Source organism: Bradyrhizobium symbiodeficiens (assembly GCF_002266465.3).
Classification (GTDB): Bacteria; Pseudomonadota; Alphaproteobacteria; order Rhizobiales; family Xanthobacteraceae; genus Bradyrhizobium; species Bradyrhizobium symbiodeficiens.
Genome location: NZ_CP029427.2, coordinates 1820620 through 1847578, shown reverse-complemented (window position 1 = coordinate 1847578; position 26959 = coordinate 1820620). Strand labels below are relative to the sequence as shown.

The following is a 26959-nucleotide window of genomic DNA, read 5'->3' as shown; positions in this document are numbered from 1 at the left end:
AAAGCCGACCGCAAAAGTGCCGCAGGTTCCGGCTCAGCCCCAGGGCCCACGCGAGGACGACCGTCCCCAGGGGCTGCGCGGCGGATAATTCTCGTTGGCGCCGAGCGACGGCGCCGCCCGCGCGCCGAGTTCGGCCGCGAGTTGCTGAAGCGCCGCGATGCGGTTCTGCGTCGAGGGATGGGTGGCGAACAGATTGTCGACGCCATGGCCCGACAGCGGATTGATGATGAACATGTGCGCAGTCGCAGGGTTTCGCTCCGCCTCGTAGTTCGGCACCTGATGCGCGGCCCCCTCGATCTTGACCAGCGCAGAGGCCAGCCACATCGGTTGTCCCGCGATGCGTGCGCCGAGATCGTCGGCGGCATATTCGCGGGTACGGCTGATCGCCATCTGCACCAGCATGGCGCCAATCGGGGCGAGGATCATCATCAGGATCGAGCCGACGATGCCCGGGCCGTTGTTGTTGTCGCGGTGACCGAAGAACATGCCGAACTGCGCCAGCATCGAGATCGCGCCGGCGATGGTCGCAGTGATCGTCATCAGCAGCGTGTCGTGATTCTTGATATGGGCGAGCTCGTGCGCGATCACGCCGGCGAGCTCCTCGCGGCTGAGCTGGCGCATCAGGCCGGTGGTGACGGCCACCGCGGCATTTTGCGGGTTTCGTCCGGTCGCGAACGCGTTCGGCTGTGCCTCGTCCATCAGGAACACACGCGGCATCGGCAAACCTGCCCGGCCCGCAAGTTCCGCGACCAGCCCGACCAGCTCCGGCGCAGTCGAACGATCGACCTCATGGGCGCCGTACATCGAGAGCACCATGCGGTCGGAGTTCCAATAGGTGAAGAGATTGGTCGCCGCGGCAATGACGAGTGCGATCATGGCACCGGAGGCGCCGCCGATCAGATAGCCGACGCCCATGAACAGGGCGGTCAGGCCTGCAAGCAGCATTGCGGTACGAAGATAGTTCATGGCGGCATCCCGTTGCTGACGCGTAAGCCAGTGCAGCGAATCCCAACTGACCAATTTGAGCCAAGGATTCATTAGAAGCTTGAGTTATGAAGTTGGCCCCCCACCCTGCAAGGGCTTCGACTGCGTCGCCGCGCCGCATGACTAAACCTTGACGCGTATTCATGTTAAAATACACCTAGCGACTGAGGACATTGGAAAGCGTACCCTGGACTAAGTCCGCAGACGCAGGCACGGGAGCGCGGCTCGCGCATTGGTCCGTTCCATGACCTCCCCTCAGCCAGGTGACTGCCATGATGGATCGGTCGCAGGCCGCTCCCGTTCACGATGCATCCGAAGCGGCCGGTTCCGCAGACGCGAAGGGCCTGCAGCAAGCGCTGCAAGAGGAGCTGCTTGCCGATGAGAAGCACCCACGGCAGCCTGCCGCCCGGGTCGAACCTACGGGTCCTCCGCAAGGCCGGATCCTCTTGCAGCGGAGCTTGAAGATCGCGGCGGGGCTCGCCGTCATCGCCATATTCGGCTGGCTGCCGCTGCGCGCGATGTGGCAGAATTCCAGCGTCGAGGCCGTGCTGAACTCCCGCCTCGTCACCCTGCGTGCGCCGATCGGCGGACGCGTTGCCGCAGCCCCCGCTGCGATGAAGGACCAGGCACATCTTGACGCCGGCATGGTTGTGCTGCGTGTCGTGAATTCGCGCGGCGATCGCACGCGACTCGACGATCTTCGACGGCAGAAATCGCGACTGGAGAACGAGCGGCCGAGCCTCGCAACCAAGCTCGAGACCGCCCGGGCCGCCCAGCAGGACCTCGCCCGGCAGGCCGCATTGTTCAAGGACGGACGCGTCCTTCAGCTCGAAGCGCGCATCGCCGAAATCCAGACCTCGATCGAGGCCGCCGCCGCGCGGCGAGAGGAAGCAAACGCCGCGGTCGATCGGGCGTCGTCACTCGCGAAATCCGGCAACGTATCCACGGTCGAGTTGTCGCGGCTGACCCGCGAGCTGTCGGTCGCGCAGCAGACCGAGCTCGGCACGCGCAAGCGGCTGGACGCCGCACAGGTCGAGCTGCGTGCGGCAAGGAGCGGCTCGTTCCTCGGCGACAGCTACAACGACCGCCCGAGCTCCGTCCAGCGCGAGGAGGAGATGCGCCTGCGCGCCAAGGACCTGGAGGCCGATCTGGTGCACACCGACACCGAGATCGCCTGGCTCGGCAACGAGATCATCGTCGAAGAGATCCGCTTCGCCGACATTTCCGAGGCCAGCATCAGAACCCCGGTCACCGGCCGGGTCTGGGAAATGATGACCTCGCCGGGCGAAGACGTGCAGATCGGCCAGCCCCTGCTCAAGGTGCTGGACTGCAGCGGTGCCGTGATCACGGCCAATGTCACCGAGAGCGTATACAACCGGCTGCAGCTTGGCGATCGCACCACTTTCGAGCCGAACGACGGCGGGGTCCCGATCGCCGGCACCGTCGTCAACCTGACCGGGGCCGCGGGCGCCCCGGCCAATCTCGCCATCAACCCTGACGCGCTAGGCAAGGAGCCCTACCGCGTGACGGTGGCGCCTGCCGACGCCGCCGCGCACGACTGCACGGTGGGACGGACCGGCCGCGTGATCTTCTCCCGGCGCGAGACGGCGCCATGATGGCGGCGCTGGCGCCCGGCTTTCTTGCGCTCGGTGCATTCATGGCGGTGGTGCCGCTTCTCAGGCGCGAGAACACGCCGGCGCGTTCGCTGCTGACCGGCGTGTCGTTCGTCCTGCTGCTGCGCTACTTCCATTGGCGTGTCACCGAGACCGTGCCGCCGCCCGGACTGACCGCGGATTTCCTGATCGGCCTTCCCTTCATGCTGGCGGAATCCGCCTCGCTGATTGCAGTCGCCCTGTCGATGCTCTTCCTCAGCCGAACCATCGACCGTTCGGGCGCGGCAAAGGTCGACAACCGCGCCAGTGATCCCGCAGCTCCGTTGATCGACATGTTCATCTGCACCTACAACGAGGACAAATCGATCCTGGAGCGGACGATCATCGGCGCGACCGGGATGCAGTACGGCAACTACCGTGTCTGGGTGCTCGACGACGGACGTCGCCTGTGGCTGCGGCGCCTCGCGCAGGAGCTCGGCTGCCGCTACCTCGCGCGCACCGACAACCGGCATGCCAAGGCGGGTAACATCAACCATGCGCTCAGGCATGTCAGCGAACTGCCGCAGCCGCCGGACTTCATCGCAATTCTCGACGCCGATTTCGTGCCGCGGCCCGACTTCCTCAGTCGGACCATCAGCCTGATGGACGACGCCGGCATTGGAGTCGTGCAGACGCCCCAGCATTTCATCAACCCCGATCCGATCCAAAGCAATCTGGGCGCCACCGACGTCTGGCCTGACGAGCAGCGCTTCTTTTTCGACATCCTGATGCCGGCAAAGGACGCCTGGGGCGTCGCCTTCTGCTGCGGCACGTCGTCCCTCATCCGCTACGGCGCCCTGATGCAGATCGGCGGCTTTCCGACAGACTCGGTGACCGAGGACTATCTTGTCACGCTGCGGCTGAAAGAGCTCGGCTTCAACACCATCTATCTCAACGAGCGACTGACCATCGGCCTCGCGCCGGAGGGGCTCAAGGAATACATCACCCAGCGCGGGCGCTGGTGCCTCGGCTTCATGCAAATCGTGCGCGGCCGTAGCGGACCGCTGTCGCGTCATTCGAAACTCCCGTTCATCGACCGGCTGTCGCTGGTCGATGCCTTCATGAGCTGGACGGCCGTCTACGGGACCAAGATGTTCGGGCTGGTGGTGCCCTGGCTGTTCCTGCTTTTCGGCATCAAGGCGGTGCAGGCCGACCTCTCCGAGCTGTTGCGGTACTTCCTGCCGTTCTACGTCTGGCATGGGCTCACCATGGCCTGGCTGTCGCGCGGCCGTTCGCTTGCGATGATGACGGATGTCTCGCAGCTCGTTGCAGCGCCCGCGGTGCTCAAGGCGGTCGCGACCGGCCTGTTGAAGCCGAAAGGACACAAGTTCAAGGTCACGGCCAAGGGCGGCGAGCGCGGCCGGAAATTCGTGGAGTGGCCGCTGCTCCGGCTATATGGAGGGGCTCTCATCATCACGCTCGCGGCCATCGCCTATGCCTTCATCCTGCATCTGCGCGGCGAAAGCATCGCCTATGGCGGGCTGGCGCTGGCATGGAGCCTCTACAACGCCCTTATCCTCACTGTCGTCTGCTTCGTCTGCATCGAGCAGCCGCGCAAACGCAAGGCGGAGCGCTTCAACCGCAACGAGCCGATCCTGGTGCATCAGGGCGGCAAATCGTACCTGGCCCGGCTCGGCGATATATCCATCAGCGGCGCCCGCCTTATCGACCCCGATCCACCCGCGATCGGCAGCAAGCTTGAATGCCAAATCTATGGCCGTTCGATCGGCAGTGTCGTGGTGCGACGGACGAGGAATGGATTTGCAGTGCGCTTTGAAGAAAGCATGGATATCCGCGTCCATGCGATCAGGGCCTTCTACGCCGGTGAATATGTGCGCGCCTACCGGGGGATCAGGGCCATCCCCGTCGGCAAGGCGCTGCTGTTGCGGCTGTTCGGCTAGACGAAGGCCGGGGAAAGGCATCCCTCTCCCGAGATACCTCGGAACGACGCTCAGCCCTGACGCTGGACCATGCGTCGGAGTAGATATGCCACCTCTTTATCGACGGCGGTTGGCGCATTACGATACGAATCGCCAATGGCCCCGAACCGGTGAGCTGGATGTCCAAGACCCGATGCGCGATCGCTGCGCTTACGATAATTTTCTTGTCGTTCTCCGCAGCATCGGCGCAGCAACTCGTTCCCCCTCCCGGCCGGCCCACGGTCCCCGCTGCTCCCAAGGCGGCCGCACCCTCGCCGCGCGCGGCGTCGTGCCACAATGGCGCGAGCTTCGATCGCTTCCTGGCCGATGTGGAGCAACAGGCCGTGGCCGCCGGCGTGTCGCAGCGGACGATTGCGGAGGCTTCGCCCTATCTCGTCTACGACCAGGGCATCGTCAACCGCGACCGCGGCCAGCGCGTGTTCGGCCAGCTCTTCACCGAATTCGCCGGCCGCATGGCCGCGCCCTATCGCATGCAGAACGGCCAGCAGCACATCAAGAAATACGCTGCCGCATTCGCGCGCGCCGAGAAGGAATATGGCGTGCCGCCGGCGGTGATCGCCGCGTTCTGGGGGCTGGAGAGCGACTTCGGCGCCAACATGGGCAATCTGCCGACACTGAAATCGCTGGTGTCGCTCGCCTATGACTGCCGGCGCTCAGAGATGTTCGTGGGCGAGACCATCGCCGCGCTGAAGATCATCGACCGCGGCGATCTACATCCCGACGAGATGATCGGCTCCTGGGCCGGCGAGCTCGGCCAGACCCAGTTCCTGCCCGTGCATTACGTCAACTACGCCGTCGACTATGACGGCGACGGACGGCGCGACCTGTTGCGCTCGCCAGCCGACGTGATCGGCTCGACCGCGAACTACATCGCCAACGGCTTGAAGTGGCGGCGTGGCGAGCCGTGGCTGGAAGAGGTCAAGGTGCCGCAAAACCTGCCGTGGGATAAGACCGATCTTACGGTGCGAGAGCCACGCTCGACATGGGCGCAGTTAGGGGTGACCTATCCCGACGGCCGTCCCTTGCCGAACGACAATCTCGCGGCTTCCGTGCTGCTGCCGATGGGGCGCTTTGGCCCGGCCTTCATGGCCTATGCGAATTTCGCCGCCTACACCGAGTGGAATAACTCGCTGATCTATTCGACCACGGCGGGCTATCTCGCCTCGCGCATTGCGGGCGCCGCCCCCATGCGCAAGCCCGCCCAACCGGTGTCGCAACTGCCGTTCCACGAGCTCAAGGAGTTGCAGCAGCTGCTGGTGCGCGCCGGCTTCAATGTCGGCAAGGTCGACGGCGTGCTGGGCCAGCAGAGCCGCGCCGCCGTCAAGGCGATGCAGATCAAGCATGGCTTGCCGGCCGATTCCTGGCCAACCGCCGAGCTGCTCGCCCGCATGCGCGGCGGCACGGCGCAGGCGCAGCCGGCGGGGACAGTGAGGTAGAATTTTCGCACTGCACAGTCAGATCCGGCGATTGTATTTTTCCATGAGGCTCCCATGTGAGTGGCTCAGGTTTTCTCCTGAGATTTCCCACACGAGAGCGAGCATCACATGTCCTTCTACGACGCCGTCGTCCCCGCCTATTTGCAAATGCTGAACAGCCTGACCGGTCTGCTCACCAAAGCCGAGGCGCATTGCGCGGCCAAGAAGATCGACCCCAGCGTCCTGCTCGGCTCCCGCCTGTTTCCGGACATGCTGCCCCTGTCGAGGCAGATCCAGCTGGTCAGCGATTTCGCTAGCAAGGGCTGCGCACGGCTGACCCACAGCGAAGTCCCCTCGACGCCCGACACCGAGACCGGCTTTGCGGAATTGAAGCAGCGGCTGGCAAAGACGATCGACTACGTGAAGTCGTTCAAGCCCGAGCAGTTCGAGGGCGCCGAGACCAAGGACGTCACCTTTCCGGCCGGCCCCGACAAGTCCATCACCATGAAGGGGCAGCAATTCCTGAGCGCTTTCTCGCTGCCGAATTTCTATTTCCATGCCACGACCGCCCACGGCATTTTGCGCCACAACGGCGTCGAGATCGGCAAGCGAGATTTCATGGGCACGAACTGATTTGCACGGCCGCGGCAGTCGCAATCCACTGTCGTGGCCAAGATCGCACATGAATTATGCTACGCGGGCCCCGCCGCGTAGCTCGCCTGCACTTTCCGTATGGCTCGTCCCTTGCGCCGATTGACGCAATGCACAAGTGTTCCGGACCTCTCACCGCCTGGAAGCACCCCAATGAGCCGCCTGACCAAATTGTTTGAGACCTACAAGCTCGGCCCGATCACGCTGGCCAACCGACTGGTGATGGCGCCGCTGACGCGCAACCGCGCCGCGCCGGGCACATTCGTGCCGAGCCCGCTGGCCGCCGACTATTACGCCCAGCGCGCCTCTGCGGGCCTCCTGATCACCGAAGCGAGCCAGGTCTCGCAGCAGGGCCAGGGCTACCAGGACACCCCCGGTATCTACACCAAGGACCAGGTCACCGGCTGGCGCAAGGTCACCGACCGCGTCCATGAGCGCGGCGGCAAGATCTACATCCAGCTCTGGCATGTCGGCCGCATCTCGCATGTCGATCTGCAGGCGGGTGGTGGAGCCCCGGTCGCACCGAGCGCGATCCGCGCCAAGGGCAAGACGTTCGTGAACGGCGGCTTCGCCGACGTCTCCGAGCCCCGCGCGCTCGAACTCTCCGAAATTCCCGGGATCATCGACGATTTCAAGCGCGCCACGAAGAACGCGCTGGAAGCCGGCTTCGACGGCGTCGAGATCCACGGCGCCAACGGCTATCTGCTCGAGCAGTTCGCCAAGGATGGCACCAACAAGCGCACCGACGCCTATGGCGGCTCGATCGAAAACCGCGCCAAGCTGATGCTGGAGGTCTCAAAGGCCGTCGTGGCCGAGGCCGGCGCCGACCGCACCGGTATCCGCATCTCGCCGGTGACGCCGGCCAACGACATCTCGGATTCCAACCCGCAGGCGCTGTACGACCACATCGTCGATGGCCTGGCCGCGCTCAAACTGGTCTATCTCCACGTCGTCGAGGGCGCCACGGGCGGGCCGCGCGACATCGCGCCGTTCGACTATGCGAGCTTGCGCAAGCGCTTCGCCGGCGCCTACATCGCCAACAACGGCTATGATTTCGACCTCGCCACCAAGGTGCTGGACGCCAACGCGGCCGACCTCATCGCCTTCGGCAAGCCGTTCATCTCCAACCCCGATCTGGTCGAGCGGCTGAAGGCAGGTGCGCCACTGAACGATTGGGACAAGAACACCTTCTACGGTGGCGGCGCCAAGGGGTACACGGATTACCCGACGCTGGCAGCCGAACCGGCGGAGTAATGTCTTCGCCTCTCCCCGCTTGCGGGGAGAGGCAAAAACAGAAAAAAGGCCGGGATCGCTCCCGGCCTTTCGCATTTGATGACGTTACGCGCCGCCTACTTCGCTTCCGCCCGCTTCGGGGGCTGGGCCGGCCACGACTTGATCAGGGTGTCGTAGTCGACCGTCTCGCCCTTCGGCTTCTCGTTGGCGAGCTTGCGCTGCGGGGCGATGGTGCCGTCCTTCTGGGCCTTGGCGTACCAGTATTCGGCCGACTCCTTCTTGTGCAGCTTCGGACCGCAGGCCCCCTGCACGCCGGACTTCTCCAGGCGCTCCATCACGGAGTCCTGAGCGGCTGCGAGCGAGTCCATCGCGGCCTGCGGCGTCTTCGCACCGGACGACGCATCGCCGATGTTCTGCCACCACAGCTGCGCAAGCTTCGGATAGTCGGGCACGTTGTTGCCCGTCGGGGTCCACTGCACGCGCGCGGGCGAGCGGTAGAACTCGATCAGGCCGCCGAGCTTCGGCGCACGCTCGGTGAACGACTTGTCCCAGATGTCGGATTCACGAATGAACGTGAGACCGACATGGCTCTTCTTCAAGCTGACCGTCTTGGAGACGATGAACTGGAGATAGAGCCAGGCTGCCTTGCGGCGATCCGCCGGGGTCGACTTCAGCAGCGTCACGGAGCCGGCATCCTGGTAGCCGAGCTTCATGCCTTCCTTCCAGTACGCGCCGTGCGGCGACGGAGCCATACGCCATTTCGGCGTACCGTCCGCGTTCATCACGGCGATGCCCGGCTTCACCATGTCGGCGGTGAAAGCGGTGTACCAGAACATCTGCTGGGCGATGTTGCCCTGCGCCGGCACCGGACCGGACTCGGAGAAGGTCATGCCCTGCGCTTGCGGCGGGGCATACTTCTTCATCCACTCCAGGTACTTCGTGATCGAGTAGACCGCGGCCGGGCCGTTGGTGTCGCCACCACGCTCGACCGAGGAACCTACCGGACGGCAGCCTTCCATGCGGATGCCCCATTCGTCGACAGGCAGACCGTTCGGAATGCCCTTGTCGCCGTTACCGGCCATCGACAGCCAGGCGTCGGTGAAACGCCAGCCGAGCGAGGGGTCCTTCTTGCCATAATCCATATGGCCGTAGACCTTGACGCCGTTGATCTCCTTGATGTCGTTGGTGAAGAACTCGGCGATGTCCTCATAGGCCGACCAGTTCACAGGCACGCCGAGCTCGTAGCCATACTTGGCCTTGAACTTGGCCTTGTAGTCGGGGTTGGTGAACCAGTCGTAGCGGAACCAATAGAGGTTGGCGAACTGCTGGTCGGGCAGCTGATAGAGCTTGCCGTCCGGCGCGGTCCCGAACGACTTGCCGATGAAGTCGTTGACGTCGAGCATGGGGTCGGTGACGTCCTTGCCCTCGCCGGTCATGTAATCCGACAGCGCGATGGTCTGGCCGTAGCGGAAATGCGTGCCGATCAGGTCGGAATCGTTGATCCAGCCGTCATAGACGTTCTTGCCGGACTGCATCTGGGTCTGCAGCTTCTCGACGACGTCACCTTCCTGGATGATGTCGTGCTTGAGCTTGATGCCGGTGAGCTCGGAGAACGCCTTGGCCAGCGTCTGCGATTCGTATTCGTGGGTGGTGATGGTCTCGGAGACGACGTTGATCTCCATGCCCTTGAACGGTTCGGCCGCCTTCGCGAACCACTCCAGCTCCTTCTTCTGGTCTTCCTTCGACAGCGTCGAGGGCTGGAATTCAGCAATCCACTTCTGGATCACGGCGTCGTCGGCGGCGCGGACCGGCGCCGAGACGGCGAACGACACCGCAATAAGCGCGGCGGCGCTGGACATGGTCAGCAAGCTATTCTTGGTCAATGGACGTTCCCTTCTCCTAAACTGTCGCATGTTGTTCCTCCGTTGCAGCGACAAACTTTTATACAGGCCCGGGTTGGTCCCGGATCTGGCCGTCCCTTCGCGAGCGTCAGACCGTGCGAAAAATGAGCACGGCCGTGGCCAGCGAAATTCCTGATGCGAGCCACAGGCTCGATATTTCGAGACCGTCTTCGCCGATCGGCAGCGTGGCGATCGCATCGGTACCGAAGAAGGCGATCCACATGAGGTGGATGACGGCGGCCGCGATCAGCGAGATGAACAGGCGGTCGCCGCGCGTGGTCGGGATGCGCAACACGCCGACGCGCTCGGCCTCGGGATAGATCGCGGCCAGGTACGTCATCACGGCAAGCGTGCCGGCAAGCGCGACGAAGAAGATCGCCGTCGGCAGCGTCCAGGCCATCCATGCGATGGATTCCATCAGAGCCTCCCTAGACCCGACCGAGCGCGAAACCGCTCGCGATGTAATTGCGGACGAACCAGATCACGAGCGCGCCCGGAATGATGGTGAGCACACCAGCGGCAGCCAGCAGGCCCCAATCCATGCCGGCCGCCGACACCGTGCGCGTCATGATCGCAGCGATCGGCTTGGCCGACACCGAGGTCAGCGTGCGCGCGAGCAGCAGCTCGACCCACGAGAACATGAAGCAGAAGAAGGCGGCGACGCCGATGCCGCTCGCGATCAGCGGCACCAGGATCTTGATGAAGAAGCGCGGGAAGGAATAGCCGTCGAGGAAGGCGGTCTCGTCGATTTCGCGCGGCACACCGGAGACGAAGCCTTCGAGGATCCAGACCGCCAAGGGCACGTTGAAGATGCAATGCGCGAGCGCCACCGCCCAGGGCGTATCGAACAGCCCGATCGCCGAATAGAGGTTGAAGAACGGCAGCGCGTAGACCGCCGCCGGTGCCATGCGGTTCGACAGCAGCCAGAAGAATAGGTGCTTGTCGCCGAGGAAGCGGTAGCGCGAGAAGGCGTAAGCCGCCGGCAGCGCCACCGAGATCGAGATGATGGTGTTGAGGACGACGTATTCCAGCGAGTTGATGTAGCCGGAATACCAGCTCTCATCGGTGAAGATACGCCTGTAGTGCTGCAGTGTCGGGGTATGCGGCCAAAGCGTCATCGTCGAGACGATCTCGGCGTTGGTCTTGAAGCTCATGTTGACGAGCCAGTAGATCGGCAACAGCAGGAAGATCAGGAACAGCGCCATGATGATGCGGCGGCCGGGGATCGAATGCATCACGCGGCTCCTTCCTGCTGCTTCCGCTCGGAGCCCGCATTGGTCATGACGGTATAGAAGATCCAGCAGACGATCAGGATGATCAGGTTATAGACCAGCGAGAGCGCAGCCGCCTTGCCGAGGTCGAATTGCCCGAGTGCGATCTTGACCAGCTCGATCGACACGAAGGTGGTGGAATTGCCGGGGCCGCCGCCGGTGACGACGAACGGCTCGGTGTAGATCATGAACGAGTCCATAAAGCGCAGCAGCACCGCAATCAGCAACACGCGATTCATCTTCGGCAACTGAATCGCCTTGAACACGGCCCAGCGCGAGGCGCCGTCGATTTGCGCCGCCTGATAATAGGCCTCGGGGATCGACTTCAGGCCGGCATAGCAGAGCAGCGCGACGAGGCTGGTCCAGTGCCAGACGTCCATCACGATGACGGTGATCCAGGCATCGATCTCATTGGAGACGTAATTGTAGTCGAGCCCGATGTGGTTGAGGACATAGCCCATCAGGCCGATGTCGGGACGGCCAAAGATTTGCCAGATGGTGCCGACCACGTTCCACGGAATCAGCAGCGGCAGCGCGAGGATGACGAGGCAGGCCGCCACGGTCCAGCCCTGGCGCGGCATCGACAGGGCGATGACGATGCCGAGCGGGACTTCGATGGCGAGGATCACCAGCGAGAAGAACAGATTGCGGCCGAGGGAAGCCAGGAAGCGGCCACCGAGATCGGTCGAGGGATCGAGCAATTCCTTGAACCAGCCGACACCGTTCCAGAAGAACTGGTTGTTGCCGAAAGTGTCTTGCATCGAATAGTTCACCACCGTCATCAGCGGCAGCACAGCCGAGAAGGCGACGACCAGGAACACCGGCAGCACCAGGAACCAGGCTTTTTGGTTGACGGTCTTGTCCATCAGGCGGCTCCTTCCACCAGAAGGCTGTCGGCATAAACGTGGATATGCGACGGATCGAATTTCAATCCGGCGTTGCCGTCCGATGACGTGAAGCCAGCAGGCGCGCGCGCCGCGAGTTTTGCATCACCGACGCGGACGCGCGCGAAGCGGATGCGGCCGAGATCGTCGATGCGGTCGATCTTCGTGGTAAGCAAGCCGGGCGCCGGCGCGACTACATCGATGAATTCCGGACGCACGCCGATTTCGATCTTGGCGCCCGCAGGCAGGTTGTCATAGCTGCGGCCCAGCGCAATGACATGGCTGCCGACCTTGGCTTCGCGCCCCCTCACCTCGGCCGGAATGATGTTCATGCCGGGCGAGCCGATGAAATAGCCGACGAAGGTGTGCGCCGGCTTGTCGAAGAGCTCAGCCGGGGTGCCGCTCTGCACCACGCGGCCGTCATGCATGACGACCACGGTGTCGGCGAAGGTCAGCGCCTCAGTTTGGTCGTGGGTGACGTAGATCATCGTGAGGTCGAGCTCGCGATGCAGCGCCTTCAGCTTGGAGCGGAGCTGCCATTTCAGCTCGGGATCGATCACGGTCAGCGGCTCGTCGAACAGCACGGCGGCGACGTCGGAGCGGACGAGACCACGGCCGAGCGAGATCTTCTGCTTGGCGTCCGCCGTGAGCCGCGTCGCCTTGCGGTTCAGATAGGGTTCGAGGTCGAGCAGACGGCCGATCTCGGCGACGCGCTTGTCGATATCGGCCTTCGGCACGCCACGGTTCTTCAGCGGAAACGCCAGGTTCTGCCCCACCGTCATGGTGTCGTAGATCACCGGAAACTGGAACACCTGGGCGATGTTGCGCTTCTGGGTTGACAGCGGTGTGATGTCCTCGCCGTCGAACAGGATTTTCCCCCGCGACGGCGTGATGATGCCGGAGATAACGTTGAGCAGCGTGGTCTTGCCGCAGCCGGACGGCCCCAGCAGCGCATAGGCGCCGCCCTGGCGCCAGGTCATGGTCACCGGCTTCAGCGCAAAGCTGTCCGGGGCTGCGTCATTGCCGCCGTAGGAATGGGCGAGATCGACGAGGTCAATGCGGGCCATGGCGCATCTCCCTCACGAGCTTTTTTTGGTTGACGCGTTTTCTTCGCGCGAACCGCTACGCACTTCGCTTGAAAACGCTATGCTTGGAGCCGCGACCAGACGGTCGGCGGCATCGAAGACGAAAACGTCGTTGGGATCGAGCACGGCATCGAGCGTCTGCCCGGGTTCGAATTCGTGCACACCGTGCAGCACCGCCACCCAGTTCGATCCGTCGCGGGTCAGATGCACGAAACTCTCCGAACCGGTGATCTCGGTCACCGTGACCGTGGCATGGAAGGCGTGCCGGTCGGCCTCGCCATTGGCAAGCGCAAGCTGATGCGCCCGGAAGCCGACGCGATAGGCACCATCGGCCAGCGATGAATAGAGACCGGACGCCGGTGCGGCGATGCCTCCCGCATATTGCACGGAGCCGTTCTTCTTCTCGATGCCGACGAGGTTGAGCGGCGGATCGGAAAACACCTGCGCAACCCGCAGGGTCTGCGGACGGCGGTAGACGCTCGGCGTCTCGCCGATCTGGAGCGCCTGCCCCTCCCACATGCACACCGTGTTGCCGCCGAGCAGCAGCGCTTCGGTCGGCTCGGTGGTGGCATAGACGAAGATCGCGCCCGAGGCCTCGAAGATGCGCGGCAGCTCGGTGCGCAGCTCCTCGCGCAGCTTGTAGTCGAGATTGGCGAGCGGCTCGTCGAGCAGCACGAGATCGGCACCCTTGACCAGCGCGCGCGCCATCGCGGTACGCTGCTGCTGGCCACCGGAAAGCTGCAGCGGCGTGCGCTTGAGGAACGGCTCGAGCCGGAGCAGTCTTGCGGCCTCCGCCACGCGCGTCTCGATCTCGTCACGCGGCTTGCCCTGCACGCGCAGGGGCGAGGCAATGTTCTCATAGACCGTCAGCGAGGGATAATTGATGAACTGCTGATAGACCATCGCGACCGAACGCTTGCGCACATCGACGCCGGTGACGTCCTTGCCGTTGACCAGCACCTTGCCCGATGTCGGCTTGTCGAGCCCGGCGAGCAGCCGCATGATCGAGGTCTTGCCGGACAGCGTCGGCCCAAGCAGCACATTGAGCGTGCCGCTCTCGAGCGTCAGCGAGACATCGCGGATGTGCTCGACACCGTCGACGGTCCGGGTCACGTGATCGAGTGTCACGGTCATGAGCGTCCTCCCGCTTCCAGCAGGGGACTTTGCGGCACAGCGTGGGTTGCAATCCAGTCGTCAAGCGCAGCGATCTCGTCGGCAGATAGTCGCAGGCCGAGCTTGGAACGGCGCCAGACGACGTCCTCGGCGGTCATGGCCCATTCATTGGCCATGAGGTAGCGGACCTCGCGCTCGGTCAACGTCGCACCAAAAGCCTGGCCGAGATCGGCCGATGATTTGGCGTCGCCGAGCAGCTTGATGGCCTTGGTGCCATAGGCGCGCGCGAGCCGCCTGGCGTGCTCGTGGCTGAGGAAGGGATAGCCGCGCTGCAGCTCGGCGATCAGGCCGTCGATGTCGGAGACATTCATGTCGCCGCCGGGCAGCGGCGATTTCCCGGTCCAGCCCTCTCGCGCTTTTGCGCTGCGAAGATAGGGCGCGAGCCGCTCCAGCGCCTCCTCGGCGAGGCGGCGATAGGTGGTGATCTTGCCGCCATAGATCGACAGCAGCGGCACGCCGCCGGGCGTGTCGAGCTCGAACACGTAGTCCCGCGTCGCGGCCTTGGCTTCGCTGGCGCCGTCATCATAGAGCGGCCGCACACCGGAATAGGTCCAAACCACGTCGTCCGGCGTCACGGGCTTCGCCAGATATTCGCTCGCCGCGGTGCAGAGATACTGAATCTCCTCCGGCGTCGCCTTCACCTTGGCGGGATCGCCGTCATAATCGCGGTCGGTGGTGCCGATCAGGGTGAAGTCGTCCTGGTACGGGATCACGAAGATGATGCGGCCGTCGGCGTTCTGGAACATGTAGGCGCGGTCGTGGTCGTAGAGCTTCCTGACCACGATGTGCGAGCCCTGCACCAGGCGCACCTTGGCTTTCGCATTGACGCCGGCGCCGCGGCCGAGCACATCCTCGACCCAGGGGCCGCCGGCATTGACCAGGGCCTTTGCCCGGATCTGCGACCGCTCACCGGTCAGCGTGTCGATCATGCTCACGGTCCAGAGACCGTCGGACTGCTTGATATCCGTTGCGCGGGTGCGGGTGCGGATCTCGGCACCCTTGTCGGCGGCATCGCGCGCATTGAGCACGACGAGACGGGCGTCGTCGACGAAGCAGTCGGAATACTCGAAGGCGCGGGAGTAGCGGTTCGGGATCAGCGGCTTGCCGACCTCGTCACGCCGGAGATCGACCGAGCGGGTCGCGGGCAGCAAATGACGGCCGCCGATGTGGTCATAGAGGAAGAGGCCGAGACGCAGCAGCCAGGCCGGGCGCAGGCCGGCGTGATGCGGCAATACGAAACGCAAGGGGCGGATGATGTGGGGCCCGATGCCCCAGAGGATCTCACGCTCGATCAGCGCTTCGCGAACCAGGCGAAACTCGTAATATTCGAGATAGCGCAGGCCGCCATGGACCAGCTTGGTCGACCAGGACGACGTCCCGCTCGCCAAATCGTTCATTTCACACAGGAAAACAGTGTTGCCGCGGCCCACCGCGTCGCGCGCGATGCCACAGCCATTAACACCGCCTCCAATGATGGCGAGGTCGAAAATACGCTCCAACAGACGCATCCCCCGGCGGCCGCCCCTTCCGTCGGGCGGCTACTTTCGCTTCTGATTAGATCACAGGGAGAAACGAAAGCAAGATGAAAGAGAGGGAAATGGAAGTGAAAGAGGAACTCATTCAAGACCAAGGCGCCGGAGAAATCGGCAGGAGAACGGGCAAGTTGAGAGGCAATTGGCTCGATTGATTGGCATGGACCAGAACCCGCGTCAGCGGATCTGCCTACCAACTTGAATGTAGTAACGTGTCTACATATAATTAAGCCAGTTAGCTGAGGAGGCGCTGACGATGGTGACCACCCTGACCAGCCGGGAATTCAACCAAGATACGAGCGGCGCCAAGAAGGCGGCCTCGGAGGGGCCCGTCTTCATCACGGATCGCGGTCGCCCGGCCCATGTCTTGCTGACGATCGAGGACTATCTGCGCCTGAGCGGCGGGCACATGAGCCTTGCGGAAGCTCTGGCGCAAGAGAACGCGGAGTTTGATTTCGATCCGCCTCGGATCGCCGGCGACATCTCCAGGCCCGCCGATCTCGACTGATGTTCCTGCTGGACACCAATGTCATTTCCGAGCTGAGACGGCCGGACAGGGCTGATCGCAATGTCCTCGCTTGGGCCAATGCTGTGCCTGCAGCGGATTTTTTCATGTCCGCGATCTCGGTTCTCGAAATTGAACTTGGCGCGCGCCTGATCGAGCGCAAAGACGCCGCGCAAGGAGCCGTCCTGCGCGCCTGGATAGACGATCACATTCTGGCTCGCTTCGAAGGACGAATCCTGGCGATCGATACGCCGGTCGCGCAGCGTTGTGCGCAACTTCACGTTCCCAATCCGCGGGCTGAACGCGACGCCCTCATTGCAGCAACCGCGCTTGTCCACGGCCTGACGGTTGTTACGCGCAATGTGGGGGACTTCGAACCTACGGGCGTGACGTTGATCAACCCGTGGAATGGTCAATAAGCCCTAGCGCAGCCGCACCACCGGCGAGGCTTCCTGCACCTCGGCCTGGGCGTCATCGATATCGGAAGCGTCCTTCGGCATAGCCGCCATCACCTCGATGCCCTTGCCGTGGCAGATGGTGGCGAGGCGCTCGGGCAGTTCCTGGTCGGTGACGAAGGTTTGGATCTGCGTGATATGGGCGATGCGCACCGGCGCGCTGCGGCGGAGTTTTGTGGAATCGGCAACCAGCATCACGCTGCGGGCATTGGCGATGATGGCCTGGGCGACCTGCACCTCGCGATAATCGAAGTCGAGCAGCGCGCCCTCCTCGTCGATCGCGGACGCGCCGATGATGGCGTAGTCGACCTTGAACTGGCCGATCAGCTGCGTCGCGGTGGAGCCGACCACGGCGCCGTCGGCGCGCCGCACCGTGCCGCCAGCGACGACGACCTCGATGCGGGGATGGCGGTAGAGCAGCATCGCGACGTTCAGATTGTTGGTGATGACGAGGAGATCCTCATGCGAGGTCAGCGCGCTCGCGACCTCCTCAGTCGTGGTGCCGATGTTGATGAACAGCGAGCAGCCGTTCGGGATCAGCGATGCGGCGGCAGCTCCAATCGCCTTCTTCTCGTCGGCCGCGACGAAGCGCCTCGCCTCATAGGCGAGGTTTTCGACGCCGGAGGCGATGATGGCGCCGCCATGGATGCGGGTCAGCGATCTCCGCTCGCAGAGGTCGTTGAGATCCTTGCGGATGGTCTGCGCCGAGACTTCGAAGCGGCGCGCGAGCTCCTCGACCATGACGCGGCCAGAGGCCCGCGCGATGTTGAGGATTTCGGCTTGGCGATGGGTCAGTCCGGTCACGGCAAAGGCCTCAAATCAGAATGATGCATGGTGCGGCGGTTAGCGGCTGCGGTCAATGCGCGCGCCGATCACGGTTAACACCACGCCATCTCTTACCAAGTCATGGCGCTCGCGAGATGCGCGAGCAGCTGCGGATCGTCGAAGGCGCTGGCGGATGCGATGGCGCCGGCTGCAACCAGGTCAGCATGGCTGAGGCTGGTCCGGACGCCGATGGTCGGAATGCCGGCCGCCGTGGCCGATTGTATACCGGTGCGGGAGTCCTCGAATGCGATCGAGGCCCCTGCGCTCGCACCGACGAAACGCAGCCCTTCCTGATAGGGCAGCGGATGCGGCTTGCCGTGCGGCAGCTCGGCACCGATCACGAGCGCCTTGAAACGATGCGTGACACCGAGGCCTGAGAGCAGCAGCTCGGCATTGAGACGCGGCGCGTTGGTCACGGCCACCATGGGAATGCCGGCAGCGTCCGCACGGTCAAGCAGCGCCATCAGGCCCGGTAGCGGCTCGATCTGCCCGGCCACGAGCGCGCGGAAGACTTCCTCCTTCTCGTCGAGGATCGAGGCGCGCCGCTCCGGCGCCTCGTCCGGCAGAAAGCGCTCGCCGATCGCGACATTGGCGAAACCTTGCAGCTCTCTGGAGAAGCGCGCGTGATCGAAGACATGACCGTGAGGGCCGAGCACCTGGTTGAACGCCTTCAAGTGCAGCGGGTCGGTGTCGGCCAGCGTGCCGTCGATGTCGAACAGCAAGGCCCTGCCCATTGCGTCCGTTGTGGCTTCGATCATTTCCGTACTTTCCCAAATCCGCGGCGCATTGATGCCCGAGACGTATCAATAAGGCTTCGACCGCGCAATGACGCATGCTGACGACGACGGCGTGACGCTCGACAAAGCCGCGCGCGGCTGCAACACTCCTCGCAAGATCAAAAAGGAGGAAACGATGACGATCAACCGACGCGATCTGGCTCTCTCGACTCTTGCCGTCTCCGCGCTTGCGCTCACGACACCGGCGCTCGCCGCTTCGGCGGACGAGGACGCCGTGACGAAGAAGGTCGAGGCCTTCCGCCTCGCCCAGATCGCGGCCGATCCCAAGGCGCTCGGCGCACTGTGCTGGGACGATCTCAGCTACAGCCATTCCAGCGGCAAGGTCGAGGACAAGGCGACCTTCGTCGCCAACGCCACCGACGGCAAGTCGAAATTCCTCTCAATCGACTACAAGGATCCCACGATCAAGGTCGTCGGTCCTGCCGCGATCGTGCGCTTCCACTGGATGGCCGAGCAGGAGATGGCGGCCGATGGGAAGAAAGTGTCGACCAACCTTCACATTCTGATGAACTGGCAGAAGCAGGGCGACGAGTGGAGGCTGTTGTCGCGGGCCGCGACGAAATTGTGATGTGACGACTTGCCCCTCCCCTTTAGGGTGTTCAGACCGGGGAGGGGGTGGCATACGCGGCTTCGATCGCCGTGCTTAAGGCCGCCGATACTTTGCATCGGCTATGGCGATGGCGGCGAGAAGATCAAGGACGGAGGATATGATGACGGACCACGAGGCGGTGGCAAAGAACGTCGAGGCATTTCGCCTCGCCCAGATCGCGGCCGATCCGAAGGCGCTCGGCACGCTGTGCGCGGACGATTTGAGCTACAGCCATTCCAGCGGCTTCCTCGAGGACAAGGCGGCCTTCGTCGCCAACGCCACCGACGGCAAGACCGAGTTCCTGTCGATTACGTACAAGGATCCAACCATCAAGATCGTCGGTCCCGCCGCGATCGTACGCTTCCACTGGCTGGCCGAGATGATGACCGGCGGACAGAAAGTGACAAACAGCCTTCACATCCTGATGAACTGGCTGAAGCAGGGCGACGATTGGAAGCTGCTGTCGCGCTCCGCGACGAAACTGTGATGCGACAACGCGATTCCGGGCCGCGCCTGCCAGCGCGTCCCGGAATGACGCGTACGGCGCTTACGCCGCCGCCTTCACATCGCCGTTAACCAGTTTGCGCGCGGCGCGTTCGGCTTCGCGGGCGTTGCGGAAGAGTTGGCCTTCGAGGCGATTGAATTGGTGGGACGAAGCGAAGAAGCAGTAGCCGCCCTGGCCGCGAACGACGATGCCTGCGGTCTCCGAGTTCACTTCAATGATGTAGCTGTCCGGCATGGCCCGTAGATTCCTCAATGCGGGCAAATAACGGCATCTCTGCCCTTTGGTTCCCAGGGCAAATCAACCGGTTTCCACCCCGAATCGACTCGCGCATGGGTACGCCGGGACCTCATCCGTTTTATGACCGGTTGTTGGCGAAGCCGCGACGCGTTGACTCATCCGCGCCGCGTTTGGCGAGCTGCAACTCTTCGTGAGATGGGACGCAAAGCCGCGCGCGATTAGGTCGCGACCGGCGTCTCGGTCGAGCGGACTTCCTGCGGACGGCCGTGCTCGTCGATCGAGACATACGTAAAATTGCCGTCGGTGACGAGCAACGGATGCTCCTCGCCGCGCCGCAACGCCCAGGCTTCCAGATGCACCGTCAAAGAGGTGCGGCCGACGCGGACGAGGTTGGCATAGACCGAGACGAGGTCGCCGACGTAGACGGCCTTGCGAAAATTCATCGCCTCGATCGCGACGGTGACGGTGCGCGACTTCGCGACCTTGGATGCGAACACACCGCCGCCGACGTCCATCTGGCTGAGCAGCCAGCCGCCGAAGATGTCGCCATTGGCGTTGGTGTCGGCGGGCATCGCCAGCGTGCGGATGCAGAGATCGCCGCGCGGCGCGCTGTCGGACTTCTCGGTCATCGGGTTTCTCTTGAAGCTCTCACTTGAAATTGTCCCAGCCCGGATCGGGCGCGAAACGCTCGCCGAATCGTCCGGCCAGCGCGCGCAGGGTGGATACGACATTCTCCACCCCGCGCGAGCGCGCGTAATTCAGGGGACCGCCGCGGAACGGTGCGTAGCCGGTACCAAAGATCATGGCGCCGTCGACCGCATCAGGATCGTCGACGATGCCCTCGCGAAGGGCCGCAACGCAGACATTGGACATCGGCAGCATCAGGCGGTCGATCATCTGGTCGGTGACGCGCGGACCGGTCTCGGGGAGCGGTGCCTTCTCGGCCTTGCCGTCCTTCCAGGTATAAAAGCCCTTGCCGGTCTTGCGGCCGAGCTCGCCCTTGGCGACTTTTTCGCGCAACCATGCGGGTGTGGGCGGCAGGAGGTCACCGAACTTTGTGCGCAGCATGTCGCCGACGTCGAGGCAGATGTCGAGCCCGACCTGGTCGGCGAGTTCGATCGGCCCCATCGGCATGCCGAACTGTTCGGCCGCGGCGTCGATCAGGCGCTGGTCGATCTTCTCGTCCAGCATCACCATGGCTTCGAGCATGTACGGCGTCAGCGCGCGGTTGACGAGGAATCCAGGCGAGCTCTTCACTGATAGCGGCAGGCGATCGATCACGCCGACGAAAGCCAGCGCCTCCTTCAGCACCTGTGGGGCGTTGCCGTCGTGACTGACGACCTCGACCAGTTGCAGCCGCGACACCGGATTGAAGAAGTGTAGGCCGACCAGCCGCTCCGGCCGCGCCAGCGTGGTGCGCAGATCCTGAAGCGGAATGCTCGAAGTGTTGGTGGCAAGGATTGCCCCCGGTTTCATCCGCGGCTCGAGGCCGGCATAGACCTTCTGTTTGAGCTCGAGCTTTTCCGGCACCGCCTCGATGACGAGATCGGCATTGCGGACGCCCTCCCCATCCATGTCGGGGATCAGACGATCGAGCGCGTCGCGCACCTCCGTCGGTTTGCGGATGATCTTGCCGTAGAGTTCGGCGGCGCGCTTCACGGCGCCCGCGATCGGCTCGGCTTTCATGTCGGCGAGCGAGACGCGCAGCCCCTGCCCGGCTACCCAAGCCGCGATGTCGCCACCCATGGCGCCGGCGCCGATGACGTGAACGTGCTTGATGGCGTTGCCGCTGCCGGCCGCCTTCTTCATCTGCTCGCGCAGGAAGAAGACCCGGATCAGGTTCTGGGCGGTCGGCGTCACCATCAGCCTGGCGAACGAAGCCTGCTCTGCCTTCAGCATCGCGGCCTTACTGCCGCCATGGGTCTCCCAGAGATCGATCAGCGCGTAAGGCGCCGGATAATGCTCCCGGGACGCCGCCTTCGCCGCCTCCGACCGCATGCGCTTCGCCAGGAGACCGCGCACGAAGCCGAAATTGGCCGCACGCGTGAGCAAGCCGGGCTTGGCCCGCTTCAGCCGGCCGAACAGTGCGTCCTTCACCGCGCCCCGGACATGACGCTCCTGCGTCACGGTGTCGACGAGGCCGAGCGATTTGGCGCGGCGCGCATCGATGGTGCGGCCGGTCAGCATCAGCGCCATCGATTGGGTGGGATTGACCAACGCGGTGAAACGCGCGGTGCCGCCGAGGCCGGGATGCAGGCCGAGCATCACCTCCGGGAAGCCGAAGCGCGCCCCGTCGATCGCGATGCGCGACTGGCAGGCGAGCGCAACCTCGAGGCCGCCGCCGAGGCAGAAGCCGTGGATCACGGCGACCGTCGGCAGGTTCAAGGCTTCGAGATGATCGACCACCGCATGCGCGGCGCGGATGCGCGTCTCGACCATCTCGGGATCGCTGGCGATCCCGGGATCGCTGGCACCGCGGAATTCGTTGACGTCGGCGCCGGCGATGAAGCCGGATGGTTTGGCGGAGCGGATGACGAGGCCGGCCGGACGTTCGGTCTCGATCACCGCGAGCACGGCGTCGAACTCCTCCATCACGTCCGAGGACAGTGTGTTGGCGCTGGCGTCCGCGCGGTCGAATAGCAGCCAGGCCACGCCGTCCTCATCGCGCGTGAGCTTAAGGTGCTTGTACGGAATGTCCGTCGCCGGCTTGGGTCCCAGCTCCAGCACGCGGTCGCCCAGCGCGGTCATGATCTTCGAATCCATGGTCACACCGCCTCGATCAGCATGGCACCGCCAAGCCCGCCGCCGATGCATTCGGTGGCAATTCCGCGCCGCGTGCCGAGCCGCTTCATTGCGTTGACGAGATGCAGCACGATGCGGTTGCCGGAGGTGCCGACGGGATGGCCGAGCGAGATCGCGCCGCCATCGACATTGAGCTTGTCACGATCGATCTCGCCGGCCGCGCCGTCGAGGCCGAGAATCTCGCGACAGAACTTGTCGTCGTTCCAGGCAGCCAAGCAGCCGAGCACCTGCGTGGCGAAGGCTTCGTTCAGCTCCCAGGTCTCCACGTCCTTGATGGTGAGGCCGTTGCGCTGAAGCAGAGGAGTCGCCGACATCACCGGACCGAGCCCCATGATGCTGGGATCGAGCGCCGCCCAGTTGCTGTCGACGATGGCCGCCTTCGGCGTCAGTCCGTGCTTTGCGACCGCGGCGTCGGAGGCCAGGATCACCCAGGAGGCGCCGTCGGTGATCTGCGAGGAATTGCCGGCGGTGACCTGGCCCCAGGGACGTTCGAATACCGGCCGCAGCTTTGCCAGCGTCTCGGGCGTTGAATCCGGGCGTACGCCGTCGTCATGGTCGAAGAACTTGCCGTCGCGGGAGAACGCGGTCTCGACCTCGCCCTTGAGAAATCCCGCGCCTTGCGCATGCGCGAGCCGGCGATGGCTTTCGGCGGCATAGGCATCGGACTGGGCGCGCGTGATGCCGAAGAGATGGCCGACGACCTCGGCGGTCTGGCCCATGTTCAGATCGGTGACGGGATCGGTCAGCCCGCGCTCGAGGCCGATGATCGGCTTGAGATCGCGCGGACGCAGCTTGAACGCAGCGGCCAGCTTCGCCGCCACGCCCCTGGCGGTGGCAAGACCGGCGAACCAGCGCACGCCGGAGTTCGGCCAAACCAGCGGCGCATGGCTCAGCGCTTCGGTGCCGCCAGCCAAAATCATGTCGGCATGGCCTTCGCGGATATAGCGATAGGCGGTGTCGATCGACTGCATGCCGGAGCCGCAATTGATCTGCACGGTGAAGGCGACCATGTCCTCGCCCATGCCGAGCCGGAGCGCGGCGACGCGGGCTGGGTTCATCTCGTCCGCGATCACGTTGACACAGCCGAGGATGACCTGATCGAAATCCGCTGGTGCAAACGGCTGGCGCGCCAGCAGCGGCCGTCCGCATTGCACGGCAAGGTCCACCGGCGTGAACGGTCCAGGCCCCGAGCGCGCCTTCAGAAACGGCGTCCGGCTGCCGTCGACGATGAAAACCGGTCGTGCCATCAGCTCGCCGCTCTCTGTTCACCCAGTTCCTGGAAGAACTGATGCACGTCTCCGGTTTTCTTGTAAATCGGCGACAGCGTCTCCGGCGCAAAATCGTCGACCTCAATGACTTTTGTGACCGCTTCGTGAGCGGCGGCAAGCTGCTCACCCTCGGCCTGCGTGATCACACCCTTGGTCACGGCGTCCTTCCAGTCGCGGACGTGCGCGGCACGCATGCGCTTAGCGATCGCGTCGGTGGCGGTAACCAGCTTGAACGCATGCTCCAGCCGGGCGAAGCCGCCATCATCATCGACATGGGCCAGATCCGGCGTGAGGCGCTCGCGCGCGGCCGAGGGCTCCAGCACAAGGCTTGCACATTGGTGCACGACACGGTCGGAGGGGCCGAGCACGCGGGCGCCGAACGGCTGGACCACGAACTTGAGGAAGCCGGCGACGAGGCGATTGGGCAGGTTGGCGAGGATTTCGGCAAGCCGGTTCTCGATGGTTTTGAATCCCGTCGCCATGCACCATTCCAGCGCGGCAAAGTCTTCCTTCTGCCGGCCTTCGTCCTGCCAGCGTTTCAGCGCGGCAGACAGGAGATAAAGTTCAGAGAGGATATCGCCGAAGCGCGCCGACAGCATCTCCTTGCGCTTGAGTGCGCCGCCGAGCGTCAGCAGCGCCATGTCCGCGCAGAGCGCGAACGCCGCCGAATAGCGCGAGAGCTGGCGATAGAATGGCGTGGCGTCGCCTGCGTTCGGTGCCGGCGCGAAGGCACCAAAGCTCCAGCTCCGGCCGAAGGCACGCAACAGCGTCTCGAAGCTGTGGCCAACATGTTTCCAGAACGTCTTGTCGAAGGCGGTGAGACCACGCTCGCGATCGGTATCGGCCAGCGCATTCATCTCGGCGAGCAGATAGGGATGTGCGCGGATGGCGCCCTGCCCGAACACGATGAGATTGCGGGTCAGGATGTTGGCACCCTCGACCGTAATCCCGACCGGCACGGCGCGGTGCAGATTGCCGAGATAGTTTTGCGGACCGTCGATCACGGCCTTGCCACCATGAATGTCCATGGCGTCGTCGACCGCTGTGCGCATCCGCTCGGTGGCGTGCAGCTTCATGATGCCGGATATGACAGCCGGATGAATGCCGGCGTTGAGCGCCGCGCAGGTCAACCGCCGCGCCGCATCCAGCTGGTAGGCGGTGGCGACGATGCGCGCGAGCGGCTCCTCGACGCCTTCGAACTTGGAGATCGAGATGCCGAACTGCTCTCGGATGCGGGCATAGGCGCCGGTGGTGCGCGCGGCATAGGCGGCACCGGCCGCCGAGAGCGACGGCAGCGAGATGCCGCGGCCGGCTGCAAGTGCGGTCATCAGCATCTTCCAGCCCTGCCCCAGCCGCTCCTTGCCCCCGATGACGTAATCGAGCGGAATGAAGACGTCGCGGCCCCGGTTCGGGCCGTTCTGGAAGACCTGCATCGACGGCAGGTGGCGCCGGCCGATCTCGACACCGGGCAGATGGGTCGGGATCAGCGCCACGGTAATGCCGAGCTCCTCCTGGTCGCCCACGAGGTGGTCGGGATCATAGGCCTTGAAGGCGAGGCCCAGCAGCGTCGCGACGGGGCCGAGCGTGATGTAGCGCTTGTGCCAATTGAGCCTGAGGCCGACGACCTCGCGGTCCTCGAAGGTGCCCTTGCAGATGATGCCGGTGTCGACCATGGAAGCGGCGTCGGAGCCTGCTTCAGGACTGGTGAGGCCGAAGCAGGGAATGTCGCGGCCGTCGGCGAGGCGCGGCAGCCACCGCTCCCGCTGCTCTTTGGTGCCGAAATGCATCAGCAGCTCGCCGGGCCCGAGTGAATTCGGCACCATCACCGTGACGGCCGCCGCAATCGAGCGGGTCGAGATCTTGCGCACGACTTCCGAATGGGCATAGGGCGAGAAGCCAAGGCCGCCGAATTCCTTCGGAATGATCATACCGAAGAACTTTTCGCGCTTGACGAAGTGCCAGACATCAGGCGGCAGGTCGCGCCATTCCCAAAAGATCTTCCACTCGTCGAGCATGGCGCAGAGCTCTTCGACGGGTCCGTTGAGGAAGGCCCGCTCCTCGGAGGTCAGCGTCGCCTGCGGCACCTTTAGCAGTTTCGCCCAATCTGGGTTGCCAGTGAAGAGATCGGCATCCCACCAGACGTCGCCCGCCTCCAGCGCCTCGCGTTCGGTGTCGGACATCGCCGGCAGCACGCCGCGCGCCCAGGAGAAGATCGGCTTGGTGATGGTGTCGCGGCGGAAGCTCATGGCTGACCTCATGCATCGGCGCGGTTGGCGGCATTTTAGCGGAAAAGTGGCTGGCGGGGGTGAAGACTTCGCCTGCGACATTGACGCGGCCGGGCGGCCGCCCTAGCCAATAACGGCCGGGACGCGGGAGCAGTTCCGGGAAGGGAATGGGGCTGAATGTCTCGCCGTCATTCCGGGGCGCGCCTCTTGGCGCGAGCCCGGAATCCATACTCCCGATCGTGGTTATGGATTCCGGGCTCGACGCTACGCGTCGCCCCGGAATGACAGGAGAGAGTTTGGCCGACCCTAATCCGGCCGCACCATCTCGAACAGGTTTTCCGGCTTGATCTCAAAGTAGTCGCCGCGGCGGCCGGCGCGGACGATCGGGCGGGCGGCGGCGGTCTGGTAGACGCCGTCCTTGATCATGGCTTTGTCGATGTGGACGGCGACGACCTCGCCCAGCGTCAGCCAGGCGTCGGCTTCCTTGCCGTCGGCGCCCTTGAGGCGGACGATGTCGGACACTTTGCACTCGAAGGCGACGGGGCTCTCGCCGACGCGCGGTACATTGACGAGCTTGCCGGGCACGGCGGTGAGGCCCGCGATCTCGAATTCGTCGACCTCAGGGGCGACATGCGCGGCGGTCGCGTTCATGTGCTTGGCGAGGTCCATGGTGGCGAGATTCCAGACGAACTCGCCGGTCTGCTGGATGTTCTCGACCGTGTCTTTCCAATTGGTGGAGGAGAAGCCGATGATCGGCGGCACGTAGCAGAAGGCGTTGAAGAAGCTGTAGGGCGCGAGGTTGACGTGGCCCTTGGTATCGCGGGAGGAGATCCAGCCGATCGGCCGGGGCGCGATGATGGCGTTGAAGGGATCGTGCTTGAGGCCGTGGCCCTTGGAGGGCTCGTAGAAGTACAGGTCTTTGTCGGTCACGCGGGTCTTTCCTGTTCCTGGTAGCCCGAATGGAGCGAAGCGAAATCCGGGACCGCAAGCACAACGCCAAAAATCCCGGATTGCGCTTCGCTCCATCCGG

The 26959-nt window shown here is 64.2% G+C and carries 25 protein-coding genes; 9 read left to right on the top strand and 16 right to left on the bottom strand.

The window, feature by feature from the left end; all coding sequences use genetic code 11:
* Positions 1 to 33: 33 nt before the first annotated feature.
* Positions 34 to 966 (bottom strand): zinc metalloprotease HtpX, encoded by a 933-nt coding sequence (gene htpX, locus CIT39_RS08445; protein WP_094975875.1) that lies wholly within the window; start codon positions 964 to 966, stop codon positions 34 to 36.
* A gap of 290 nt (positions 967 to 1256) precedes the next feature.
* Here htpX and CIT39_RS08440 point away from each other — a divergent pair, with 290 nt between their 5' ends.
* From CIT39_RS08440 to CIT39_RS08420, 5 genes are all read left to right on the top strand, one after another.
* Complete coding sequence (locus CIT39_RS08440; protein WP_094975876.1) at positions 1257 to 2600, top strand: HlyD family secretion protein; 1344 nt, start codon at positions 1257 to 1259, stop codon at positions 2598 to 2600.
* Complete coding sequence (locus tag CIT39_RS08435) at positions 2597 to 4537, top strand: glycosyltransferase (RefSeq protein WP_094975759.1); 1941 nt, start codon at positions 2597 to 2599, stop codon at positions 4535 to 4537. Before CIT39_RS08440 ends, CIT39_RS08435 begins: the two co-directional genes overlap by 4 nt.
* A gap of 158 nt (positions 4538 to 4695) precedes the next feature.
* Positions 4696 to 6012, top strand: coding sequence for a lytic murein transglycosylase (locus CIT39_RS08430; protein WP_094975760.1), 1317 nt, complete (start codon positions 4696 to 4698; stop codon positions 6010 to 6012).
* Positions 6013 to 6120: 108 nt separating this feature from the next.
* Positions 6121 to 6624 carry a DUF1993 domain-containing protein gene (locus CIT39_RS08425; RefSeq protein WP_094975761.1) on the top strand — a complete coding sequence of 168 codons (504 nt, stop codon included), beginning with the start codon at positions 6121 to 6123 and terminating at the stop codon, positions 6622 to 6624.
* A 171-nt stretch (positions 6625 to 6795) separates the two neighbouring features.
* Positions 6796 to 7896 carry an alkene reductase gene (locus CIT39_RS08420; protein ID WP_094975762.1) on the top strand — a complete coding sequence of 367 codons (1101 nt, stop codon included), beginning with the start codon at positions 6796 to 6798 and terminating at the stop codon, positions 7894 to 7896.
* A gap of 95 nt (positions 7897 to 7991) precedes the next feature.
* Here the strand turns inward: CIT39_RS08420 and CIT39_RS08415 are convergent, their stop codons facing one another.
* The 7 genes from CIT39_RS08415 to glpD form a co-directional block, all read right to left on the bottom strand.
* Positions 7992 to 9734, bottom strand: coding sequence for an ABC transporter substrate-binding protein (locus CIT39_RS08415; protein WP_162308876.1), 1743 nt, complete (start codon positions 9732 to 9734; stop codon positions 7992 to 7994).
* Between the two features lie 130 nt (positions 9735 to 9864).
* Positions 9865 to 10194 (bottom strand): DUF2160 domain-containing protein, encoded by a 330-nt coding sequence (locus CIT39_RS08410; RefSeq protein WP_094975764.1) that lies wholly within the window; start codon positions 10192 to 10194, stop codon positions 9865 to 9867.
* 10 nt (positions 10195 to 10204) lie between these two features.
* A complete protein-coding gene (locus CIT39_RS08405; RefSeq protein WP_094975877.1) occupies positions 10205 to 11011 on the bottom strand; it encodes a carbohydrate ABC transporter permease in 807 nt (268 codons plus the stop codon).
* Positions 11011 to 11913 (bottom strand): carbohydrate ABC transporter permease, encoded by a 903-nt coding sequence (locus CIT39_RS08400; protein ID WP_094975765.1) that lies wholly within the window; start codon positions 11911 to 11913, stop codon positions 11011 to 11013. The genes CIT39_RS08405 and CIT39_RS08400 overlap by 1 nt, the downstream gene beginning before the upstream one ends.
* Positions 11913 to 12998, bottom strand: coding sequence for an ABC transporter ATP-binding protein (locus CIT39_RS08395; RefSeq protein WP_094975766.1), 1086 nt, complete (start codon positions 12996 to 12998; stop codon positions 11913 to 11915). The genes CIT39_RS08400 and CIT39_RS08395 overlap by 1 nt, the downstream gene beginning before the upstream one ends.
* Positions 12999 to 13010: 12 nt before the next feature.
* Positions 13011 to 14150 carry an ABC transporter ATP-binding protein gene (locus CIT39_RS08390; protein ID WP_094975767.1) on the bottom strand — a complete coding sequence of 380 codons (1140 nt, stop codon included), beginning with the start codon at positions 14148 to 14150 and terminating at the stop codon, positions 13011 to 13013.
* A complete protein-coding gene (gene glpD / locus CIT39_RS08385; protein ID WP_094975768.1) occupies positions 14147 to 15697 on the bottom strand; it encodes a glycerol-3-phosphate dehydrogenase in 1551 nt (516 codons plus the stop codon). The genes CIT39_RS08390 and glpD overlap by 4 nt, the downstream gene beginning before the upstream one ends.
* 280 nt (positions 15698 to 15977) lie before the next feature.
* On the opposite strand from glpD, the gene CIT39_RS08380 reads away from it, so the two are divergent.
* Together CIT39_RS08380 and CIT39_RS08375 are read left to right on the top strand one after the other, a co-directional pair.
* Complete coding sequence (locus CIT39_RS08380; RefSeq protein WP_094975769.1) at positions 15978 to 16229, top strand: type II toxin-antitoxin system prevent-host-death family antitoxin; 252 nt, start codon at positions 15978 to 15980, stop codon at positions 16227 to 16229.
* Positions 16229 to 16645: a type II toxin-antitoxin system VapC family toxin gene (locus tag CIT39_RS08375; RefSeq protein WP_094975770.1), complete on the top strand. Its 417-nt coding sequence runs from the start codon at positions 16229 to 16231 to the stop codon at positions 16643 to 16645. Before CIT39_RS08380 ends, CIT39_RS08375 begins: the two co-directional genes overlap by 1 nt.
* Before the next feature lie 3 nt (positions 16646 to 16648).
* Here the strand turns inward: CIT39_RS08375 and CIT39_RS08370 are convergent, their stop codons facing one another.
* Both CIT39_RS08370 and CIT39_RS08365 read right to left on the bottom strand, forming a co-directional pair.
* Positions 16649 to 17485: a DeoR/GlpR family DNA-binding transcription regulator gene (locus CIT39_RS08370; RefSeq protein WP_094975771.1), complete on the bottom strand. Its 837-nt coding sequence runs from the start codon at positions 17483 to 17485 to the stop codon at positions 16649 to 16651.
* Between the two features lie 92 nt (positions 17486 to 17577).
* Entirely contained in the window at positions 17578 to 18264 is a 687-nt protein-coding gene (locus CIT39_RS08365) for an HAD family hydrolase (protein ID WP_094975772.1), read from the bottom strand.
* A 154-nt stretch (positions 18265 to 18418) separates the two neighbouring features.
* On the opposite strand from CIT39_RS08365, the gene CIT39_RS08360 reads away from it, so the two are divergent.
* Together CIT39_RS08360 and CIT39_RS08355 are read left to right on the top strand one after the other, a co-directional pair.
* Positions 18419 to 18871 carry a nuclear transport factor 2 family protein gene (locus CIT39_RS08360; protein ID WP_094975878.1) on the top strand — a complete coding sequence of 151 codons (453 nt, stop codon included), beginning with the start codon at positions 18419 to 18421 and terminating at the stop codon, positions 18869 to 18871.
* Between the two features lie 103 nt (positions 18872 to 18974).
* Positions 18975 to 19379 carry a nuclear transport factor 2 family protein gene (locus CIT39_RS08355; protein ID WP_414645237.1) on the top strand — a complete coding sequence of 135 codons (405 nt, stop codon included), beginning with the start codon at positions 18975 to 18977 and terminating at the stop codon, positions 19377 to 19379.
* Between the two features lie 60 nt (positions 19380 to 19439).
* On the opposite strand, the gene CIT39_RS08350 is transcribed toward CIT39_RS08355, so the two are convergent.
* The 6 genes from CIT39_RS08350 to CIT39_RS08325 all read right to left on the bottom strand — a co-directional run bounded on the left by CIT39_RS08350 (position 19440) and on the right by CIT39_RS08325 (position 26859).
* Complete coding sequence (locus CIT39_RS08350; protein ID WP_094975774.1) at positions 19440 to 19631, bottom strand: hypothetical protein; 192 nt, start codon at positions 19629 to 19631, stop codon at positions 19440 to 19442.
* Between the two features lie 221 nt (positions 19632 to 19852).
* The gene (locus CIT39_RS08345; protein WP_094975775.1) at positions 19853 to 20263 is read right to left on the bottom strand and encodes an acyl-CoA thioesterase; all 411 of its coding nucleotides are present in this window, start codon (positions 20261 to 20263) and stop codon (positions 19853 to 19855) included.
* A gap of 19 nt (positions 20264 to 20282) precedes the next feature.
* Positions 20283 to 22397: a 3-hydroxyacyl-CoA dehydrogenase NAD-binding domain-containing protein gene (locus CIT39_RS08340; protein WP_162308413.1), complete on the bottom strand. Its 2115-nt coding sequence runs from the start codon at positions 22395 to 22397 to the stop codon at positions 20283 to 20285.
* A gap of 2 nt (positions 22398 to 22399) precedes the next feature.
* On the bottom strand, positions 22400 to 23683 hold the full coding sequence (locus tag CIT39_RS08335) for an acetyl-CoA C-acetyltransferase (protein ID WP_094975777.1): 1284 nt from the start codon (positions 23681 to 23683) through the stop codon (positions 22400 to 22402).
* Positions 23683 to 25950, bottom strand: a complete 2268-nt coding sequence (locus tag CIT39_RS08330) for an acyl-CoA dehydrogenase (RefSeq protein ID WP_162308412.1) — start codon at positions 25948 to 25950, stop codon at positions 23683 to 23685. The genes CIT39_RS08335 and CIT39_RS08330 overlap by 1 nt, the downstream gene beginning before the upstream one ends.
* Before the next feature lie 285 nt (positions 25951 to 26235).
* Positions 26236 to 26859: a flavin reductase family protein gene (locus CIT39_RS08325; RefSeq protein WP_094975779.1), complete on the bottom strand. Its 624-nt coding sequence runs from the start codon at positions 26857 to 26859 to the stop codon at positions 26236 to 26238.
* Positions 26860 to 26959: the final 100 nt, after the last annotated feature.

Excerpts from the sequence above, each read along its gene's own strand:
- htpX (WP_094975875.1), bottom strand. The coding sequence starts at position 966 with ATGAACTATCTTCGTACCGCAATGCTGCTTGCAGGCCTGACCGCCCTG.
- CIT39_RS08440 (WP_094975876.1), top strand. The coding sequence starts at position 1,257 with ATGATGGATCGGTCGCAGGCCGCTCCCGTTCACGATGCATCCGAAGCG.
- CIT39_RS08435 (WP_094975759.1), top strand. The coding sequence starts at position 2,597 with ATGATGGCGGCGCTGGCGCCCGGCTTTCTTGCGCTCGGTGCATTCATG.
- CIT39_RS08430 (WP_094975760.1), top strand. The coding sequence starts at position 4,696 with ATGTCCAAGACCCGATGCGCGATCGCTGCGCTTACGATAATTTTCTTG.
- CIT39_RS08425 (WP_094975761.1), top strand. The coding sequence starts at position 6,121 with ATGTCCTTCTACGACGCCGTCGTCCCCGCCTATTTGCAAATGCTGAAC.
- CIT39_RS08420 (WP_094975762.1), top strand. The coding sequence starts at position 6,796 with ATGAGCCGCCTGACCAAATTGTTTGAGACCTACAAGCTCGGCCCGATC.
- CIT39_RS08415 (WP_162308876.1), bottom strand. The coding sequence starts at position 9,734 with ATGTCCAGCGCCGCCGCGCTTATTGCGGTGTCGTTCGCCGTCTCGGCG.
- CIT39_RS08410 (WP_094975764.1), bottom strand. The coding sequence starts at position 10,194 with ATGGAATCCATCGCATGGATGGCCTGGACGCTGCCGACGGCGATCTTC.
- CIT39_RS08405 (WP_094975877.1), bottom strand. The coding sequence starts at position 11,011 with ATGCATTCGATCCCCGGCCGCCGCATCATCATGGCGCTGTTCCTGATC.
- CIT39_RS08400 (WP_094975765.1), bottom strand. The coding sequence starts at position 11,913 with ATGGACAAGACCGTCAACCAAAAAGCCTGGTTCCTGGTGCTGCCGGTG.
- CIT39_RS08395 (WP_094975766.1), bottom strand. The coding sequence starts at position 12,998 with ATGGCCCGCATTGACCTCGTCGATCTCGCCCATTCCTACGGCGGCAAT.
- CIT39_RS08390 (WP_094975767.1), bottom strand. The coding sequence starts at position 14,150 with ATGACCGTGACACTCGATCACGTGACCCGGACCGTCGACGGTGTCGAG.
- glpD (WP_094975768.1), bottom strand. The coding sequence starts at position 15,697 with ATGCGTCTGTTGGAGCGTATTTTCGACCTCGCCATCATTGGAGGCGGT.
- CIT39_RS08380 (WP_094975769.1), top strand. The coding sequence starts at position 15,978 with ATGGTGACCACCCTGACCAGCCGGGAATTCAACCAAGATACGAGCGGC.
- CIT39_RS08375 (WP_094975770.1), top strand. The coding sequence starts at position 16,229 with ATGTTCCTGCTGGACACCAATGTCATTTCCGAGCTGAGACGGCCGGAC.
- CIT39_RS08365 (WP_094975772.1), bottom strand. The coding sequence starts at position 18,264 with ATGATCGAAGCCACAACGGACGCAATGGGCAGGGCCTTGCTGTTCGAC.
- CIT39_RS08360 (WP_094975878.1), top strand. The coding sequence starts at position 18,419 with ATGACGATCAACCGACGCGATCTGGCTCTCTCGACTCTTGCCGTCTCC.
- CIT39_RS08355 (WP_414645237.1), top strand. The coding sequence starts at position 18,975 with ATGGCGATGGCGGCGAGAAGATCAAGGACGGAGGATATGATGACGGAC.
- CIT39_RS08350 (WP_094975774.1), bottom strand. The coding sequence starts at position 19,631 with ATGCCGGACAGCTACATCATTGAAGTGAACTCGGAGACCGCAGGCATC.
- CIT39_RS08345 (WP_094975775.1), bottom strand. The coding sequence starts at position 20,263 with ATGACCGAGAAGTCCGACAGCGCGCCGCGCGGCGATCTCTGCATCCGC.
- CIT39_RS08340 (WP_162308413.1), bottom strand. The coding sequence starts at position 22,397 with ATGGATTCGAAGATCATGACCGCGCTGGGCGACCGCGTGCTGGAGCTG.
- CIT39_RS08335 (WP_094975777.1), bottom strand. The coding sequence starts at position 23,683 with ATGGCACGACCGGTTTTCATCGTCGACGGCAGCCGGACGCCGTTTCTG.
- CIT39_RS08330 (WP_162308412.1), bottom strand. The coding sequence starts at position 25,950 with ATGAGCTTCCGCCGCGACACCATCACCAAGCCGATCTTCTCCTGGGCG.